The sequence below is a fragment of the Verticiella sediminum genome (genome assembly GCF_007558815.1).
Taxonomy (GTDB): Bacteria; Pseudomonadota; Gammaproteobacteria; order Burkholderiales; family Burkholderiaceae_B; genus Verticiella; species Verticiella sediminum.
Genome location: NZ_VLTJ01000024.1, coordinates 1 through 14,484, shown reverse-complemented (window position 1 = coordinate 14,484; position 14,484 = coordinate 1). Strand labels below are relative to the sequence as shown.

At 70.6% G+C, this 14,484-nt stretch carries 12 protein-coding genes; 9 read left to right on the top strand and 3 right to left on the bottom strand.

What is annotated here, in order from left to right:
• Positions 1–33: 33 nt before the first annotated feature.
• Positions 34–1,176: a glycerate kinase gene (locus FOZ76_RS12050; RefSeq protein ID WP_143948516.1), complete on the top strand. Its 1,143-nt coding sequence runs from the start codon at positions 34–36 to the stop codon at positions 1,174–1,176.
• 46 nt (positions 1,177–1,222) lie between these two features.
• Here the strand turns inward: FOZ76_RS12050 and FOZ76_RS12045 are convergent, their stop codons facing one another.
• The 3 genes from FOZ76_RS12045 to FOZ76_RS12035 form a co-directional block, all read right to left on the bottom strand.
• On the bottom strand, positions 1,223–1,966 hold the full coding sequence (locus tag FOZ76_RS12045) for a GntR family transcriptional regulator (protein WP_143948515.1): 744 nt from the start codon (positions 1,964–1,966) through the stop codon (positions 1,223–1,225).
• A gap of 114 nt (positions 1,967–2,080) precedes the next feature.
• On the bottom strand, positions 2,081–2,989 hold the full coding sequence (locus tag FOZ76_RS12040) for a polysaccharide deacetylase family protein (RefSeq protein ID WP_143948514.1): 909 nt from the start codon (positions 2,987–2,989) through the stop codon (positions 2,081–2,083).
• Positions 2,990–3,040: 51 nt separating this feature from the next.
• Complete coding sequence (locus FOZ76_RS12035; RefSeq protein WP_143948513.1) at positions 3,041–3,487, bottom strand: nuclear transport factor 2 family protein; 447 nt, start codon at positions 3,485–3,487, stop codon at positions 3,041–3,043.
• A 202-nt stretch (positions 3,488–3,689) separates the two neighbouring features.
• Here FOZ76_RS12035 and FOZ76_RS12030 point away from each other — a divergent pair, with 202 nt between their 5' ends.
• The 8 genes from FOZ76_RS12030 to FOZ76_RS11995 all read left to right on the top strand — a co-directional run bounded on the left by FOZ76_RS12030 (position 3,690) and on the right by FOZ76_RS11995 (position 14,409).
• Positions 3,690–4,886, top strand: coding sequence for an ABC transporter substrate-binding protein (locus FOZ76_RS12030; RefSeq protein ID WP_143948512.1), 1,197 nt, complete (start codon positions 3,690–3,692; stop codon positions 4,884–4,886).
• 106 nt (positions 4,887–4,992) lie between these two features.
• Complete coding sequence (locus tag FOZ76_RS12025; protein WP_143948511.1) at positions 4,993–5,868, top strand: branched-chain amino acid ABC transporter permease; 876 nt, start codon at positions 4,993–4,995, stop codon at positions 5,866–5,868.
• The gene (locus FOZ76_RS12020; protein ID WP_143948510.1) at positions 5,865–8,411 is read left to right on the top strand and encodes a branched-chain amino acid ABC transporter ATP-binding protein/permease; all 2,547 of its coding nucleotides are present in this window, start codon (positions 5,865–5,867) and stop codon (positions 8,409–8,411) included. The genes FOZ76_RS12025 and FOZ76_RS12020 overlap by 4 nt, the downstream gene beginning before the upstream one ends.
• Before the next feature lie 161 nt (positions 8,412–8,572).
• A complete protein-coding gene (locus FOZ76_RS12015; protein WP_246129463.1) occupies positions 8,573–10,174 on the top strand; it encodes a gamma-glutamyltransferase family protein in 1,602 nt (533 codons plus the stop codon).
• A 198-nt stretch (positions 10,175–10,372) separates the two neighbouring features.
• The gene (locus tag FOZ76_RS12010; RefSeq protein WP_143948509.1) at positions 10,373–11,221 is read left to right on the top strand and encodes a MurR/RpiR family transcriptional regulator; all 849 of its coding nucleotides are present in this window, start codon (positions 10,373–10,375) and stop codon (positions 11,219–11,221) included.
• Between the two features lie 256 nt (positions 11,222–11,477).
• Positions 11,478–12,512 (top strand): TRAP transporter substrate-binding protein, encoded by a 1,035-nt coding sequence (locus FOZ76_RS12005; protein WP_143948508.1) that lies wholly within the window; start codon positions 11,478–11,480, stop codon positions 12,510–12,512.
• 20 nt (positions 12,513–12,532) lie between these two features.
• Entirely contained in the window at positions 12,533–13,102 is a 570-nt protein-coding gene (locus FOZ76_RS12000) for a TRAP transporter small permease subunit (protein ID WP_143948507.1), read from the top strand.
• A complete protein-coding gene (locus FOZ76_RS11995) occupies positions 13,099–14,409 on the top strand; it encodes a TRAP transporter large permease (RefSeq protein WP_143948506.1) in 1,311 nt (436 codons plus the stop codon). The genes FOZ76_RS12000 and FOZ76_RS11995 overlap by 4 nt, the downstream gene beginning before the upstream one ends.
• Positions 14,410–14,484: the final 75 nt, after the last annotated feature.

Here is a 14,484-nt window from a genome sequence, read left to right as displayed (position 1 = left end):
GTATCATCGCCCCACCCCCAACCGAGGATCGTCATGCGAGTCGTCATTGCCCCTGATTCCTTCAAGCACGCGCTCAGCGCCGTGGACACCGCCGCCGCGATCGCCGCGGGCGTGCGGCGCGCCGCGCCCGCGGCCGAATGCGTGCTGCAACCCATGGCCGACGGCGGCGAAGGCACGGTGCTGGCCCTGTGCTCGGCGCTGGGCGGCGAACTGCGCACGGGCCGCGTCACCGGGGCGAGCGGCCAGCCCATCGAGGCCGCCTGGGCCTGGCTCGCCGACGGCACGGCGATCATCGAGGTGGCGGCGGCCGCCGGGCTGCAGGAGATTGCGCGCGAGGCGCTGGACGCACCGGCCGCGACCACGCGCGGCGTCGGCGAGCAGATCCGCGCCGCCCTGGATGCCGGGGCTCGACGCGTCTGGCTCGGCCTGGGCGGCAGCGCCACGACCGATGGCGGCGCCGGCCTGCTGCAGGCGCTCGGCGTACGCCTGCTGGATGGCGACGGCCGCGAGCTACCCATGGGCGGGGGCGCGCTGTCCCGGCTCGCCCGGGTGGACGCCTCCGGCCTGGATCCTCGCCTGGCCGACACGACGGTCACGCTGATCTCCGACGTGGACAACCCGCTCTGCGGCGCGAGAGGCGCGGCGGCCGTCTTCGGCCCGCAAAAGGGCGCGGACCCGGCGCAGGTGGCGCAACTGGACGCTGCGCTGGCGCACTATGCGGATCGCTGCGCCCAGGCGCTCGGCGTCGATCGGCGCGACGCGCCCGGCGCGGGCGCCGCCGGCGGCGTGGGCTACGCCGCGCTGGCCTTCCTCGGCGCCCAGCGCGAACAGGGCATCGCCTTCGTCGCACGCGTCTGCGGCCTGGCGCAGGCGATCGAGGGGGCCGCCTTCGTGATCACCGGCGAGGGCCGGCTGGATGCGCAGACCCTGCACGGCAAGACACCGGCCGGCGTCGCCCGTCTGGCCCAGGCGGCGGGCGTCCCGTGCTTTGCGCTGGCCGGCGCGCTGGGCGACGGCTACCAGGCCTTGTACGACGCCGGGATCGCGGCGGCCTTCGCGCTGGCTCCCTCGCCCGTGACACTGGACGAGGCGCTGCCGCGTGCCGGCGACTGGCTCGCCGACCGGGCCTGCGACCTGACCCGCGTGTGGCTGGCCGCGCGCAGCGCGGCGGCCTGATTCCACGGGCAGCGCATCACGCGGGCAGCGCACGCGCAGGCCGGCGTCACAGGCCCAGCAGCTCCTTCAGGCCCGGTTCGCGATGCTCCGCGCTCAGCGAGACGCTGCGCTCCAGCGCGAGCAGGTGCGCCTCCATCAGGCGCAACGCCCCTTCGGCATCGCCCCGCTCGATGCAGTCGACGATGGCCAAGTGCTCGTCGTGCTCGCAGCAGGCGTTGCCGGGGGGCTCGTAGAACGCCACGATCAGCGAGCAGCGCGACACCGTTTCCTCCAGATACCGCTGCAGGATCGGGTTGCGGCCGAGTTCGCCCACCAGCAGGTGAAAGCGGCTTGCCAGCCGCGCCCAGGCGGGCTGGTCGAAGCGGTGCATGGCATCGCTCTCTTCGCGCAACTGGCGGCGCAGGTTGGCGATGTCCCCGGGCGTCGCGTGCTGCACCGCCAGGCGCAGCAGCGCCGCTTCCAGACCGCGCCGCGCCGCGAAGATGTGGCCGGTTTCCTCGGGCGTGGGCACGGCCACGATGGCGCCGCGGTTGGGGCGCAGTTGCACCACGTGGTCGTGGGCCAGTCGCTGCAAAGCCTGGCGCACGACCGAACGGCTCACGCCGAACAGTTCGCACAACTGGGATTCGGGCAGCTTGGTGCCCGGCACCAGGCGCTGGCTGATGATGCTGTCGAACACCCGCCGGTAGATTCTTTCCTCGGCGGACGCCGTGGTGTCGTCCTCGTCGGGCTGACCGTGAATGTCGCGGGTCGCCAGCGATGCCGTCGGGGAAGATGATGAAGCGCACATACGTCTAGTCTAGGCTCGATTTCGGGTTCCGGCCCGTCCGGTGCCCTGTGCCGGCCGTGCCCCGGGGGAGGGATGGCAACAGCGTCATGGCGGTGGACGCAATGGCGGCGAGGCTCAGTCCGCCCAGTGTACGGCGGCGTGTTCGCAGATCGGACCGGGGGTGGCGAACCAGATCTCGCCTGCGTCGCGCAGGCGCGCGAGGTGCTCCAGCGCCGAGCGCAGATGGCGCAGACGGTACGGCTGGCCCACGATGTAGGGATGCAGGGCGACACCCATCACCAGCGGCTGTCCTGCCGATTGTTCCAACATTTCGTCGGCATTGTCGACGATCATGCGCGCGAAGTCCTTGGCGTCCATTTGCCGCGCCACGATCATCGGGATGTCGTTGAGCTCCTGCGGGTACGGGACCGCCCAGAGCGATGCGGGCCCGCTGCGCGTGCGCATGGGCACGGGCTGGTCGTCGTGGCACCAGTTCAGCGTGTAGCGATAGCCGGTCTCGGCGAGCAGATCGGGGGTGGCCCTGCTCTCCGATATCCATGGCGAGAGCCAGCCCTTGGGTGCGAGCCCGCTCTCGGCGCGGATACGGTCGCGGCACAGGGTGAGCAGGCGGCGTTCGTGCGTCTCGTCCAGCTCGCCCTGGCGCTCGGCGTTGGTGTGGCCGTGAGCCACGAGCTCGTCGCCGCGGGCCACGCAGGCGGCCACCAGTTCGGGGCAGTGCTCGTACAGCGCGGTATTGACGATGGCCGCGGCCGGCAGGCCCAGCCGGTCGAAGAGTTCCAGGCAGCGCCAGGCGCCCACCCGGTTGCCGTACTCGCGCCAGGCGTAATTGAGTACGTCGGGATGCGGGCAGGCCGGGCCGATCGCCGCGCCCATGCCTTCGCCGAATGCGAAGTGTTCGATGTTGAAGCCGAGATACACCGCCAGGCGCGCGCCGTTGGGCCACGCGTAGTCGGGACGCCGGGTGATGGGCAGATAGTCGAAACGGTCGTGGCCGGGCAGGCGGCCGTCATAGATCAGGCTCATGGGCGGCGCTCCTGTGGCTGCGGCGAATGGACGGATACGTTCATGCCGGTCTCACAGCGTGGTCAGGCCGGCGCGCGCCAGCAGCCATTCGGCGCTGTCGTTCCATACATCCATGTCGGTGATGCGGCCGTGCCGCAGGACGTAGCGGTCGACATAGCGATTGCCCTCGAACGGCGTGCCGTCCGGCCATTCGCCGTACAGCGTGCCCAGGCTGTAGACCACCGTCTCCTCGGGCGTGCCGCCGGCGACCACTTCGGTGCGTTCGATGCGCTTCTTGACCCAGCGGTAGCGGCTGGCGTTGAAGGCCGAACACTCGGCCGGGTCGGACATCGCGCGCCCGCCGGTGAAGCGGATGCGCAACCCGGGCGCCACGAAATGCTGCACCCCCGCCGGGTCCGGGATCATGAGGATGCGCAAGTATTCGTCGATCAGCGCTGCAGGGTCGGCCGGCACGCTCGGAAGGCCATCTTTTGGTGCGTCGCTCACTGTTTTCTCCATGTCGGTGCACGGACCGGGCGCAAATCACGCCACGACCGCACAGGCATGGATCGTATGCAAAACTCGCGCCAAATCGTTGACGATTTTATTTTCCTGGCGCAGACAAAAAAAGACTCGGATTATCAACAATTGGCATGATGCTTGCACTCGGACACAGGTAGGCGACCTCGCCGCATTGCGACTTCCTACCTGGAGATTTGCCATGAATCCGTTGTTCCCGCCCCGCCGTCGTCTCCTCGCAGGCGCGCTCGCCCTGGCCTGCGCAGCCGCGCTGCCGCCGGGTGCGGCGGTCGCCGACGAGCCCATCAAGATCGGTCTGGTGACCGCCATGTCCGGGCAATCCGCGCTCTCGGGCGAAGCCATCAGCCGCGGCGTGGCGATCGCCATCGACGAGATCAACGCCAACGGCGGCCTGCTCGGCGGTCGCAAGCTCGAACTGGTGCGCCGCGACGACGAAGCCAACCCGGCCAGGGGTGTGGCCGCCGCGCGCGAGCTGATCCATCGCGAGAAGGTCGCGGTGCTCTTCGGCGGGCTGGACACGCCCGTGTCCTTGGCCATCGTGCCGCTGGTCAATCAGGCCAAAGTGCCTTTCATGGGTCCGTGGGCCGCGGGCACGCCGATCACGCACAACGGGGCCGATCCCAATTACGTGTTCCGCGTCTCGGCCGTGGACGAGATCGTCAATGTCGGCATGGTGGATTACGCGCAGAAGACCTTCGGCGCGAGCAAGCCCGGCATGATCCTCGTCAACAACCCCTGGGGCGAATCCAACGAGAAAGGCCTGCATGCCGCGCTCGAGGCCAAGGGCCTGAAGGCGGCGGGCGTCGAGAAGTTCGAAGCCAACGATGTGGACGTCGTGCCCCAGCTCACCCGCCTGAAGAACGCCGGCGCCGACACCTTGTTCATGGTCGGCAACGTGGGGCCTTCGGCCCAGGTGGTCAAATCGCTCGACCGCATGGGCTGGCAGGTGCCCATCGTCTCGCACTGGGGCCCGGCGGGCGGGCGCTTCACCGAACTGGCCGGCCCCAACGCCAGGAACGTGCACTTCGTGCAGACCTACAGCTTCTTCGGCGAGCAGTCGCCGGTGGGCGAGAAGGTGATCGCAGCGCTCAAGGCCAAGTACGCCGACGTCAAGGGCCCGGAGAACATCACGCCCGCCGTGGGCGTAGCCAATGCCTACGACGGCATGATGCTCGCCGCCCGCGCCATCGAGGCCGCCGGCTCGACCGACGGCGACGCGATTCGCCAGGGCTTCTACAAGATCGGCAAGTACGAGGGCCTGATCAAGACCTACGAGCAGCCCTTCACGCCCGAGCGGCATGACGCCGTCGCGGCCGACGACTACGTCTGGGCGCAGTTCATCGGCGATCGCATCCTGCCGGTCGGCATGAACCCATAAGCCGCAAGGCACGGGCGCCGGCGCATGCCTTCGCGCGCTGGTCGGCACGCCATGCGCCCCGCCAGCCGTGCCCGCCAACGCTGTCTTCACCCAAGGAACCCCCACGATGCTCTTGTCAGCGCTCATCAGCGGGCTCGGCCTCGGAAGCATGTACGGGCTCATGGCCCTGGGCTTCTACGTCACCTACGCGGTGTCCGGCACGGTCAACTTCGCCCAGGGCAGCTCGATGATGCTCGGCGCGGTGCTGACCTTCACCTTCGCGCACACGCTGGGCTGGGCCATGCTGCCGGCGGTCCTGGCCGCGCTCGCCCTGTGTGCGCTGTACGGGCTGGTGGTCGAATTCGTCGCTGTACGCCCCTTCGCCAGCCGCGGCTCGGACGCCTGGCTGATGGCCACCGTGGCGCTGGGCATCGTGCTCGACAACGTCGTCATGTTCACCTTCGGCAAGGAGCCGCGCGCGCTCGCCTCGCCGCTCGCGCAGACCCCGATCGACGTGGGCGGGGTCGGCCTGGGCGTGTATCCGCTGCAGATCCTGATCCCGCTGGTCGGCCTCGCGCTCGCCGCGGCGCTGCACCTGCTCTCGCGCCGCACGCGCTGGGGCACCGGCATGCTCGCGGTGGTGCAGAACCCCGCCGCCGCACGTCTGATGGGCATTCCCATCCGGCGCGCCGTCGCCGTCGCCTTCGCGCTGTCGACGCTGTTCGCCGGCATCGCCGGTGTGCTCATCGCGCCGCTCTTCAACGTGCATTCCGACATGGGCACGCTGTTCGGCCTCAAGGCTTTCGCGGTCGCCATCCTGGGCGGCATCACCAGCGCCTGGGGCGTCATGATCGCCGGCCTGCTGTTCGGCCTGATCGAAGCGTTCGTCACCGCCACGCTGGGCTCGGGCTACACCCAGATCATCACCTTCGGCCTGGTCATCGTCGCGCTCGCCCTGCGCCCCGCGGGCCTGTTCGGCCGCACCGAGGTGAAGAAAGTATGAACGCCATCGTTTCCGCCATCGCCGCGCCGCGCACGCCGCCGCGCCCCTTCGGCCTGGGCTCGCCGCTGCAGATCGGCGCGCTCATCGCCCTCTTCGGCGCGGGGGCCGTCATGGCCCTCACCGTCAATCACTACTACGTGTTCGTGCTGGCCAACGTGGCCCTGCTCGCCGTTGTCGGCATCGGCCTGAACGTCCTGCTCGGCCTGACGGGCCAGGTGTCGTTCGGCCACGTCGGCTTCTATGCCATCGGCGCCTACACGGTGGCCATCCTCACCACCCGGGCCGGCCTGAGCTTCTGGCTCGCCTGGCCGCTGGGCGCACTCATCGCCGCGGCCATGGGCGCGCTGCTCGCTTTGCCCGCCCTGCGCGTCAAGGGCCCGTACCTGGCCATGATCACGATCGCCTTCGGCTTCATCGTCGAACATGGCATCGTCGAGATGCGCGATCTCACGGGCGGGCAGAACGGCATCATGGGCATTCTGCCGCCCGGCCTCGGCCCGCTGGGCGCCGACGAACGGGCGGTGGCCCTGCTCGCCCTGGCGACTGCCGCTGTCGCGCTGTGCGGCTACGCCTGGCTCTCGCGCGGCACCTGGGGGGCAGCCATGCGCGCGGTGCGCGACAGCGAGACCGCCTCCGAATCCATCGGCCTGAACCCGCTTGCGATCAAGGTGGTCGCGTTCGCCATCTCCGCCGCCTGCGCGGGAGCGGCCGGGGCGCTGTTCGCGCCGCTCTCGGGCTTCGTCACACCGCACACCTTCGGCTTCGTGCAGTCGATCCTGTTCGTGCTGGTGGTCATGATCGGCGGCGCGGGCTCGGTGGCGGGCCCCCTCATCGGCGCCTTCATCGTCGGCATGCTGCCCGAACTGCTCTCGAGCATGGAGGAATACCGCCTGCTGTTCTTCGGGCTGCTGCTGCTCGTGGTGCTCTGGGTGGCGCCCGGCGGCCTGGTCGGCCTCCTGCAGCGCCTGCGCCAGCGCCTCGGCGCGCAGGCCGGTGCAGCCGACGGCATCCCGGCGCCCGCGGGCGCGGTCCAGCTCGATGCGCGCGCCCGCCAGCCGATCTCGGCCCAGGGGCTGACCATGCAGTTCGGCGGCGTGCGCGCGGTCGGCGATCTCGGCCTGCAGGCGCGCAACGCCGCGGTGACCAGCCTGATCGGGCCCAACGGCGCGGGCAAGTCCACCGTGCTCAACATGCTGAGCGGCTTCTACCGGCCGACCGCGGGCCAGTTCTCGCTGGGCGGCCAGGCGCTGGCGGGCAAGCCGGCGCTCGCGTTGGCGCGCCTGGGCATCGCCCGCACCTACCAAACCTCGCAGCTCTTCGGCGGGCTGAGCGTGGAGGAGAACGTGGCGCTCGCCATGAACCGGGGCAAGCTCGGCCCGATCCTGGGGGCGGCCCGCCTGCGCGAGGCGAGCCGCGTCGAGCGCGCCCGCGCCCTGCTCGCCTGGTGCGGCTATACCGGCTCTCCCACGGCGCGCGCGGCCGACCTGCCGCACGTCGACCGGCGTCTGGTCGAAATCGCCCGCGCCCTCGCGCTCGACCCCGAGGCGCTGCTGCTCGACGAGCCTGCCGCCGGCCTGTCGCGCGAGGACAAGAACGCGCTCGCCACCCTGCTGCGCCGCATCGCCGACGCCGGCATCGGCGTGCTGCTGGTCGAACACGACATGGCCCTGGTCATGGGCATCTCGGACCACGTCGTGGTACTGGATGCCGGGCAGTTGCTGGCCGCCGGCGACGCCGCCACCGTGCAGTCCGATCCGGCCGTGCAGCAGGCCTACCTGGGCGAATCGCTCGAGGCCGCGCGCCATGCCGGCGCTGGCCGCAAGCCGCCCGCGGGCGAGATGCTGGGCGTGGGCGAGCTTGTCGCGGGCTACGGTGCCGAGCCCGTGCTGCACGGCATCAGCCTGCAGGTGCGCCGCGGCGAGGCGGTTGCCCTGCTCGGCGCCAACGGCGCGGGCAAGTCCACGCTGATGAAGGTGTTGAGCGGCCTGCATCGCCCCCTCGACGGCGGCGGCATCCATCTGGAAGGCCAGGATCTGTCGAACGCCGGGTCCGAGGCCATCGTCGCGCGCGGCCTGGTGCTGGTGCCCGAGGGCCGCCAGGTATTCGCGGAACTGAGCGTGCTCGACAACATCCGCCTGGGCGCCTTCCTGCAGCCGAAGAACCGCGAGGCGCGCGTGCAGGAGATGCTGCAGCGCTTTCCGCGCCTGCGCGAGCGCCTGCACCAGCGTGCCGGCCTGCTCTCGGGCGGCGAGCAGCAGATGCTCGCCATCGCCCGCGCGCTGATGTCGCGCCCACGCATCCTGCTGCTCGACGAGCCCTCGCTGGGCCTCGCGCCCAGGATCATTGCCGAACTGTTCGGTGCGCTCGAGCGCCTGCGCGACGAAGGCATGACCCTGCTGCTGGTCGACCAGATGGCCGGTCTCGCGCTGGCCGTGGCCGATCGCGCCTACGTGATGGAGAACGGTCACATCGTGGCGCAGGGCACCTCGGCCGAGATTGCGGCCGACGCTGCGCTCGCCAAGGCCTATCTGGGCGGGCATTGAAACCCGGATAGCAGGCGCCCCGGCCGCGGGCACGCCGGCGCGCCCCGGCCCTCGACCCTTTCCCCGCCCCCGGCGCAGGGCGATAATCCCGACAGCCCGTGCCGGACTGCGTGGCATGCCCGCTATCCGGCCCTTTGCCTTTCCATTCAGGAGTCACTCGCATGTCCAATCCCGTTCGCGGCCGGCGCGGCATGGCCGTCGCCCCCCACGCCCTCGCTTCGCAATCGGCGCTCGCCGTCCTGCGCGAAGGCGGCAACGCCATCGAGGCGATGGTCGCCGCCGCGGCCACCATCGCGGTGGTCTATCCGCACATGAACGGTATCGGCGGCGACAGCTTCTGGCTGGTCGGCCTGCCCGGCGCCGGCAACACCGAGGTGCTGGGCATCGACGCGAGCGGTGCAGCGGCGCAGGCGGCACGCATCGAGAACTACGCCGGGCGCAGCGCCATCCCGTTTCGCGGCGGCGACGCGGCCATCACCGTGGCCGGCACGCTCTCGGGCTGGGATCAGGCGCTGCAATTGAGCCGCGACAGGCTCGGCGGCAGGCTACCGCTCTCGCGCCTGCTCGCCGACGCCATCGACTATGCGCGCCACGGCGCGCCCGTCACCGCCAGCCAGCATCGCAACACGGCCGGCAAGGCGGCCGAGCTCACGCCGATTCACGGCTTTGCCGAGGCCTTCATGCCGGGCGGCGCGGCGCCGGCCATCGGCAGCCTGTTCCTGCAGCCGCGCATGGCGGCCACCCTGGAGCACCTGGCGCGCGCCGGCCTGGACGACTTCTACCGCGGCGAACTCGCCCATGGGCTCGCGCGCGATCTCGCCGACGCCGGCAGCCCGCTCGCCCTGGCCGACCTGCAGGCCCATCGCGCGCAACTGCGCCAGCCGCTGGCGCTCGCGCACAGCCACGGCCGCGTCTTCAACATGCCGCCGCCCACCCAGGGCCTGGTGTCGCTGATGATCCTGGGCCTCATGGACCGCCTGGACACCGGCCGCCACGACCCGCTGGGGGCGGACTACGTCCACGCCGCCGTGGAGTCGGTCAAGCAGGCCTTCGCCGTGCGCGACGCCCACATCACCGATCCCGCGCACATGACGGTCGACCCCGAGAGCTTTCTGGAACCGGCCGCGCTGGACGCCATGGCCGCGCGCATCGACATGCACCGCGCCGCCGAGTGGGGCCAGGGCAAGGGTCCGGCCGATACCATCTGGATGGGCGTGATCGACGGCGAGGGACGCGCCGTGTCGATGATCCAGAGCATCTACCACGAGTTCGGCTCGGGCGTCGTGCTGCGCGAGAGCGGCGTCAACTGGCAGAACCGCGGCGCCTCGTTCTCGCTCAAGCCGGACCACATCAACACCCTCGTTCCGGGCAAGAAGCCCTTTCACACGCTCAATCCGGCCCTGGCCCTGCTCAAGGACGGGCGCACCATGGTCTACGGCAACATGGGCGGCGACGGCCAGCCGCAGAGCCAGTCCGCGGTGTTCACGCGCACCGTGGTACACGGCATGAACCCGCAGGACGCCGTCGCCGCCCCGCGCTGGCTGCTCGGCCGGACCTGGGGCCAGGTCTCCGACACCCTGAAGCTCGAAAGCCGCTTCCCGGCCAACACCGTCTCCACCCTGCAGGCCCGCGGCCACGAAGTGGAAGTGCTGGGCGACTTCGACGAGACCTTCGGCCATGCCGGCTGCGTGCTGCGCTCGCCGGACGGCACGCTGGAAGGCGGTTTCGATCCGCGCTCGGACGGCGCGGTGGCAGCGTTCTGAGGCGTCGGACCGGCCGTCGGCACCGCGCGCTCCGGGCGGGCGTGCCGGGCGGGCGTGCCGGGCCGACGGGCATGGGCGCGACGCCTGGCGCGACCCTCGGCGCCCGGGAAGGCCGCGCGGCCGGCACAGCGGCCGCGGCGGGCTTGCCCCACCGCGATTTCACCGCCATAGTTCGATGAAATCCGAATTTCATCACGAATGACACCCGCTTCCGCCCCCCGCTCCTTTCTCGCCCGCGTGCGCGACGCCCTGGGCAGCCTGCACCCCGCCGAACGCCGCCTGGGCGAATTCGTCTGCGACTTCCCCGGCGAACTCGCCAGCTACAACGCGCAGGAACTGGCCAGCCTGGCGAACGTGTCCAAGGCCACCGTCTCGCGCTTCGTGCGCCGGCTGGGCTACGCCAGCTACGAAGACGCGCGGCGCCATGCGCGCGAGGAACAGAAGACCGGCTCGCGCCTGTTCCTGTCGCTGCCGGGCGACGATGCGCCGGAAGCGCACATGGCGGCCAACCTCGAACAGGCCAAGGCCAACCTGGACCGGACCTACGCGGCGATCGCGCCGGCCGAGGTCGACGACATGGTCCGCGAACTGCTCGCGGCCCACCGCATCTGGGTGGTCGGCTTTCGCGCCGGCCATCCCTTCGCGGCCTACCTGCGCTGGCAGCTTCTGCAGGTGCACGACGGCGTTGTCACGCTCCCGGGCGCGGGCGAAACCCTAGGCGAACACCTGGCCAGCGTCGGCGACCGGGACTGCGCCATCGTCTTCGGCCTGCGCCGGCGTGTCTCGCGCATGCCGCAGATCGTGCAAAGCCTGGCCGCCGCCGGCGCCCGCGTACTGTACGTCACCGACGAAGGCGCCGAGCCCGAAAAGGCGGCCCGCTGGCATTTCCGCTGCCATACCGCGGCCCCCGGCCCGCTGTTCAATCACGTCGCCGTGATGTCGCTGTGCCACCTGATCGCCATGCGCGCGATAGAACTGGCCGGCGGGGCGGCGCGCGTGCGGCTGCGCGCGATCGAAACCCTCAACGACACGCTGGACGAACTCTGATCCAGCTCGTGCGGCCCGACCGCGCGGCGGCACCGTCGCGGTGCCGCCAACGTCCATGCGCCACCATTTCGGCGCGCACGCGCACCACGGTGTCGCGTTCGGCCCCGGGTTGCCCGTCTAGCGATTGGCTTCGCCGTTTATGAAACTACAGTTTCATATATAAATGGCATGAAATCTGCATAACACGGGGCCAGGGCCCGGCATCCGCCGTCCCTGCCATCCGGCCCCGGCGCCGGTTTTCCCAACGGAGGTTCCCGTGCTCAAACGTTCACTGCTCGCGGCTGGCGTCGCCGCCCTCGTCGTTGCCGGCCCCGTCCCGGCCGCGCCCCTCACCCTCAAGGTCCTCGGCCAGCCGGCGGGCTCGGGGCTGATCGCGCAGAAGATGGAACAACCCTTCTTCGAGTCCCTGGGCGCCGCCCAGGGACTGGACGCGAAGGTCGAATACCGGCCAGTGGACGTGGCCGGCATCCCCGATTCGGACGGCCTGCGCGTGCTGCGTTCTGGCCTGTTCGACATCGTCTCGATCCGCGGCCCCCAGGTCAGCCGCGACGAACCGTCCCTGCTCGGCCTGGACCTGGTCGGCCTGAACACGACCTTCGAAGCCGGACGCCGCAATACCGCGGCCTTTTTCGACACGGTGGACCGCCGCCTGCAGGAACGCTTCAACGCCAAGCTGCTCGGGCTGTGGCCGGCCGGCCCGCAGGTCATCTTCTGCAAGCCGGAGATCGCCGGCCTGCAGGACCTTAAAGGCCTGAAGGTGCGCGTGGGCGATCAGAACAGCGCCAACTTCATGGCCGGCATCGGCGCCACCGGCGTGCCCATGCCCTTCGGCGAAGTCCAGCAGGCGCTCGCGCGGGGCGTGGTGGACTGCGCCGTGACCGGGCCGTCGTCGGCCAATTCCGCGGGCTGGCCCGAGGCGGCCACCACCGTGCTGCCGCTCGCGCTGCAGTTGGCCATCAACGGCTACGCGATCAACCTCAAGACCTGGAACCGCATGACGCCCGAAGACCAGACGGCGCTGCAGGAGGCGGTGGCCGGCCTGAGCGACGACATCTGGGCGTATTCCGAGGAACTGTACGAGGACGCCATGCGCTGCAACACCGGCGCCCAGCCCTGCACCCAGGGCAAGCCCTACGCGCTCAAGCGGGCCGCCGTCCAGCAAGCCGATCTGGCCACGGTGGCCGCCGCGCTCACGTCGACCTCGCTGCCGGTCTGGGCCACCCAGTGCAACGCGGTGGCGCCGGACTGCGAAGCCGACTGGCGCCGCACCGTCGGCGCACTGCAACCCTGACGCCGCACAGGGAGATCGCCATGCATACCTGCGCCCGCCTCTGCGGCCTGGTCTTCGGCGCCATCATGATCGCCCTGTCGCTGGCGATCACGGCCGAGGTTCTGTTGCGCAAGTTCGCCGCCCACTCGCTGGGCGGCGTGGACGAGCTGGCCGGCTACGCGGTCGCGGTGGGCGCCCCGCTCGCCTTCACCGTCGCGCTGATCGAACGCTCGCACATCCGCATCAACCTGCTGCATGCGCGCATGTCGCCGCGCGCGCAGGCCGTCCTCAACGGCACGGCCAGTCTGAGCCTGGCGGCGCTCGCCCTGGCGCTGCTCGCCTTCGCCGGCGCAACCCTGCTCGATACCTGGCGCTACGGCTCGATCGCGCAGACGCCCTGGGCGACCCCGCTGATCTACCCGCAGACAGCGTGGCTGCTCGCCACCGCGGTATTCGCGGCCGCCGCCTGCGTGTATGCCGCGCGGGCGCTGGGCCTGATGCTGCGCCGCGACTGGCGCACGCTGAACCGTCGTTACGGACCCGAGACCATCGAGGAGGAGCTGGCCGCCGAACTCGACGATCTGGCACAACGCGAAGGAGCCGTGAAATGAACGTCGCTCTGGTCGGACTGGGCTTTCTGGTGATGCTCGTCCTGATGTTCCTCAGCCTGCCGGTGGCGGTGTCCATCATCGCCGTGGGCGCGCTGGGCGGCTTTCTGATCTACGGCTACCCGCTGGTCGACATGATCGGCGGCGTGGTGTGGAGCAGTTTGAACAGCCCGTCCATGCTCGCCATCCCGCTCTTCATGCTGCTCGGCGAACTGCTGCTGCGCGGCGGCATCGCCGACCGCATGTTCGACGCGCTGGCGCTGTGGCTGGACCGCCTGCCCGGCGGCATGCTGCACACCAATATCGCCACCTGCACGCTGTTCTCGGCCACTTCGGGCTCGTCGGTCGCCACCGCGGCCACCGTCGGCACCCTGGCCCTGCCCGCGCTGCACGGGCGCAACTATCCGATCCGCCCGGTGCTCGGCACCCTGGCGGCCGGCGGCACGCTGGGCATCCTCATTCCGCCCAGCGTCAACCTGCTGGTCTACGGCTCGCTGGCCAATACCTCGGTGGGAGAACTGTTCGCGGCCGGCGTGGTGCCGGGGCTGACCCTCGCCATGCTGTTCTCGCTCTACGTGTTCCTGTTCCACCGCGACGCCGGCCGGCACGCGCCCGGCGCCAGCACCACCGTGCCCTGGCGCGTCAAGTTCGCCATGCTGCGCCACCTGGTGCCGCCGCTGCTGATCTTCACTGTGGTGATGGGCAGCATCTACGGCGGGCTCGCCACGCCCACCGAGTCGGCCGCGCTGGGCGTCATGCTGGCCCTGGTCCTGCTCGCGCTGAACCGCAGGCTCACGCTCGCCCTGCTCGCGCAGTGCTCGCTGCAGGCCGCGCGCACCACCGGCATGGTCGTCATCGTGCTCACCTGCGCCCTCATGCTCAACGTCACCGTCTCCATGACCGGCGCGACGCAGGCGGTCACGCAGTGGGTGGGCTCGTTCGGCCTGGACCGCCTGACCCTGCTGCTCATCCTGGTGGTCTTCTACGTGCTGCTCGGCACCTTCCTCGATGCCATGTCCATGCTGGTGCTGACCGTGCCCATCGCCGTGCCCATGGTGGCCGCGGTGGGCGTCGATCCGGTCTGGTTCGGCATTTTCATCGTGGTCATGTGCGAGATCGCCCTCATCACCCCGCCGGTGGGCATGAACCTTTTCGTGGTGCACGGCGTACGCACCGACGGCGGCGGCTTCGGCGACGTCATCTGGGGCGCGCTGCCCTATGTGGCCATCATGATCCTGTTCACTTTCGCGCTGATCGCCTGGCCGGGCCTGGCCACCTGGCTGCCCAACGCGATGGCGGGCCGCACATGATCCGGCCCGGTTCGATCCGCGGCCCGCAGGCCATGCGCCAGGGATCTGCGGCGTGCGCCCTGCCGGCACGCGCCG